This window comes from Carboxylicivirga sp. (genome assembly GCF_982718395.1).
The window spans coordinates 1-3,813 of the sequence record NZ_CEXQWX010000283.1 but is presented as its reverse complement, the minus strand read 5'-3'; the positions used below and the strand labels follow the sequence as shown (position 1 = coordinate 3,813).

2 protein-coding genes are annotated in these 3,813 nt (G+C 38.8%); both read left to right on the top strand.

Annotation, left to right across the window (positions count from 1 at the left end; all coding sequences use genetic code 11):
* Positions 1-19: 19 nt before the first annotated feature.
* Positions 20-1,105 (top strand): efflux RND transporter periplasmic adaptor subunit, encoded by a 1,086-nt coding sequence (locus tag AC4MRQ_RS25270; RefSeq protein WP_491200512.1) that lies wholly within the window; start codon positions 20-22, stop codon positions 1,103-1,105.
* A gap of 86 nt (positions 1,106-1,191) precedes the next feature.
* On the top strand, positions 1,192-3,813 hold a 2,622-nt coding region (locus AC4MRQ_RS25265; RefSeq protein ID WP_491200511.1), incomplete at its 3' end, for an efflux RND transporter permease subunit.

The window sequence follows — 3,813 nt, the reverse complement described above, 5'->3', positions numbered from 1 at the left end:
TTGAAATAAGAATACAATCATGATAAAGTCTAAATATATCACAGTGAATATCAGGCGTACAACTCTAATTGTTGCTGCAGCAGTTACACTAATTAATTCAGGATGTAAGAATGAATCAACTAATTTTACGACCGATGTAGCAATGAATGTATCGGTAATGGAGGTGAAAAAGAAGCCGATAGAACAAACTCTGATTACTACAGGTTCGATCAAACCAGAATTGGAAGCAAATCTTAAAACTGAGTTAGCAGCCTATTATCACCTCCAAACCAATCCGCTTACAGGAAAACCATTTAAAATGGGAGATAAAGTAAATGAAGGACAGTTGATTGTACTTCTAAAGGATAAAGAATATTCCAACAATGCAAATATTGAAGGTGCAGAACTAGATATGGAAATATCAGAGATGGAATATGAAAAACAACAGGCTCTGTACGAAATGGGAGGCGTTACCAAACGTGAGTTGGTCAACTCTGAGAAAACCTTGCTTACATCAAAGCAAACATACGAAAATGCCGAAATCAGCATTGAAAAATTGAGTGTTCGTGCACCATTTTCAGGCACTATCACGGATTTGCCTTATTTCTCGCCAGGCATCAGGGTAGAAAATGGAAATGATGTATTAAGTATGATGAACTTCTCAACAATGCTAATGGATTTAAGCATGCCCGAAAATCTCATGGGTCAGGTGCAGATAAATCAAGCGGCAAATATTATGAATTATGCCATTCCTGACGATACCTTAAAAGGTAGGATAACGGAATTATCTCCGGCTATTGATATGGAGGCGCGAACTTTCAAAGGGCGTATCCGCGTTGATAATTCTGATAATTTACTTAAACCGGGTATGTTTGTTAAGGCTGAAATTGTTGTGGATCAACGTGACAGTGCTTTAGTTATCCCAAAAGATGTTGTACTGATTGAGGGTAACCGGAAATTTGTATTCATCGCAATGAATTCAGTTGCAGAGAAAAGGGACATCAGAACCGGAATAGAAACACTTACTGAAGTAGAGGTGACCGATGGACTAAAAGAAAATGAGCGATTGATCATTAAAGGATTTGAAACGCTAAAGCATCGTTCCAAAGTGAAAGTAGTTAAATAATAATCTAATTGGATTTAAGCATGTACGGTTTGAAGGTTAATACTTAGCCTCTCTTACAATGACTTTAATCTAAAATCTAAGAATTTATGAGAGCAATTTCTCGTTTTTCAGTTAACTACCCTGTAACAGTATTGATGATCGTTTTAGGCATCATCTTGCTGGGAGGTATTTCACTCACGCGGTTAGGAACTGATTTATTTCCCGATTTACAAAATCCCAGAATATATGCAGAAGTCGTTTCCGGTGAGCGATCGCCTGAAGAGATTGAGAAGCGGTTTGTCGAACAAGTTGAGGCTTTGGCCGTGCGGCAAAGTGGTGTTTTAAATGTTTCGTCAGTCAGTCGTGTAGGTTCGGCTATTGTAACGGTTGAATATGATTGGGGTAAGGATATTGATGAGGCATTTTTAGATCTTCAGAAAGCATTAACTCCAGTCAGTCAGGATGAAGATGTTGAAGAACTGAATATTACTCGTTTTGACCCTAATGCTTCACCGGTTATCAAAGCTGCGTTTAGTAATGAGACCATTACGGACATGAATAGCCTCAGAAAAGTGGCAGAAAATTACATCCGTAATGAGTTGATACGAGTTGAAGGTATTGCTGATGTTCGGATTTCCGGTGAAGAAGTGGCTGAAGTATCTGTGGTGGTTGATCCTAATTTATTGGATGCAAATGGCTTAACCAACTCTTCCATTCTTAATACTATTAATAGCTTTAATCAGAATGTTTCGGGAGGGTCCATCGAAGAAATGGGGCAACGATACATCATTAAAGGTTTGAGTGCATTAACTGCAATTGATGATGTTGAAAATCTGGTGGTTAAGTTGAATCAAAATTCCAGCTCAGCAAATGCCGAAGCAAATGCAACCACAACTGCGACAGAATCCTCACCTGTTCTTTTAAAGGATGTAGCTAAAGTAAAGTTACAAAACCGAGAGCCTGAAAGTATTGTACGCTTAAACGGAGAACGTTGTCTTGGGATATCAATATACAAAGAAACCCGTTTTAATACAGTTGAAGCGGTTGAAAAGCTTGAGGAAGCATTTACAGGAATCCAACAACGTTTGCCAGGATATCAGTTGCAGGTAATTAATAATCAGGGAACATTTATTCAAAGTGCTATTGGTGAGGTGCAAGAGAGTGCACTTATCGGTATTGTTTTGGCTGTATTTGTTTTGTTTATCTTTTTGAGACGCTTTGGCGTTACATTAATTGTCAGTCTGGCTATTCCGGTTTCAATAATAGCCACCTTTAATTTAATGTATTTTAATGGCTTAACCCTGAATATTATGACACTGGGTGGTTTAGCACTTGGAGCAGGTATGTTGGTTGACAATGCCATTGTTGTGGTCGAAAACATCGTTCGGAAAATAGAAGAAGGTTTTTCAGTAAAACAGGCGGCCATTGAAGGAACATCTGAAGTTGGGGGTGCATTGACTGCATCTACATTGACCACAATTGTCGTTTTTTTACCAATTGTATACTTACATGGTGCGTCAGGAGAACTGTTTAAAGATCAGGCTTGGACAGTTGCTTTTTCCTTGTTGTCTTCGTTGGTAGTTGCATTACTGGTTATACCTGTACTGAGTAAGTATGTCTTTAGGAATACTCCCAAAACAATGACACCTGTTGCCAATAAAGAAACAGGATTTAAAGCATATCATTCGTTTTTAGAAAAGGTCTTGGAACGAAGAGCTATCATTCTCATATCAGCAACAGTGTTAATAGCATTAACTGTTATAATACTACCGTTAGTTGGCAGTGAATTTATGCCTGAGACACAATCAAACGAAGTAACCATTGAAACAGTATTTCCGGCCGGAACTTCATTGGAACGTACCGATGCCACACTTAATCAGATGGAACAGATGGCCATGGATGCCTTCGGTGAGCAATTGGTATGGATTTATTCACATGCTGGCCCTGAAACGGCTACCGAAACATCTTCAACATCGGAACAGGGTGAAAATACTGGTTACCTGAAATTGATTCTTAAGGACGATATTCATACATCATTTGATGATATTGTTACGGTACTAAACGACCTTTATGGAGGAGTAAAGGATTTAGAGATGCGATTTATTCAGGACCAATCAGCCTTACAAACATTATTAGGAACGGATGAAGCGCCTCTTATTATTGAGATTGAGGATAATTATAGAGATAACCTGGAAGAGTCAGCAATTATGGTGGCCGATTTCATTCGTCAGTATTCTGGTATTTATAACACAAAAAGCTCTTTAGAAGATGGTGCTCCGGAAGTGAATGTCATTATTGATCGTGTTCGGGCCGGGATTTTTGATTTGGATGTGTCAAGTATTATGTCAGGACTTTCGGACTATTTATCGAAAAAAGATGGTGGGCGAATGGAGTTGCGTGGTGATTTAACGGACATCACCCTTGAGTCACCGGATGTCAGGCTTGAAGAATTAGCTGATTTAAAAATCTCACAAGGTGATAAGCAAGTACTGCTATCTGAAGTGGCATCTATTAATATTGGAAAGGCTCCCCGCGAAGTATTAAGAAACAACCAGAAAAGAATCATCCGTCTGAGCGCAATGGTAACAGATGATCAACCCTTTGATCATTTTATCGCTGACCTTGAAGCATCAATTCAGGAGCTTGAAATACCTTCAACTTCAAAAGTAAGTATTCTTGGTGCCGAAGAAAAGCGTAAAAATGCTTTTGGAAGCCTCCAGTTTGCCTTG

Bases quoted from the DNA above. Each gene is read 5' to 3' on its own strand.
- AC4MRQ_RS25270 (WP_491200512.1), top strand. From the start codon at position 20: ATGATAAAGTCTAAATATATCACAGTGAATATCAGGCGTACAACTCTA.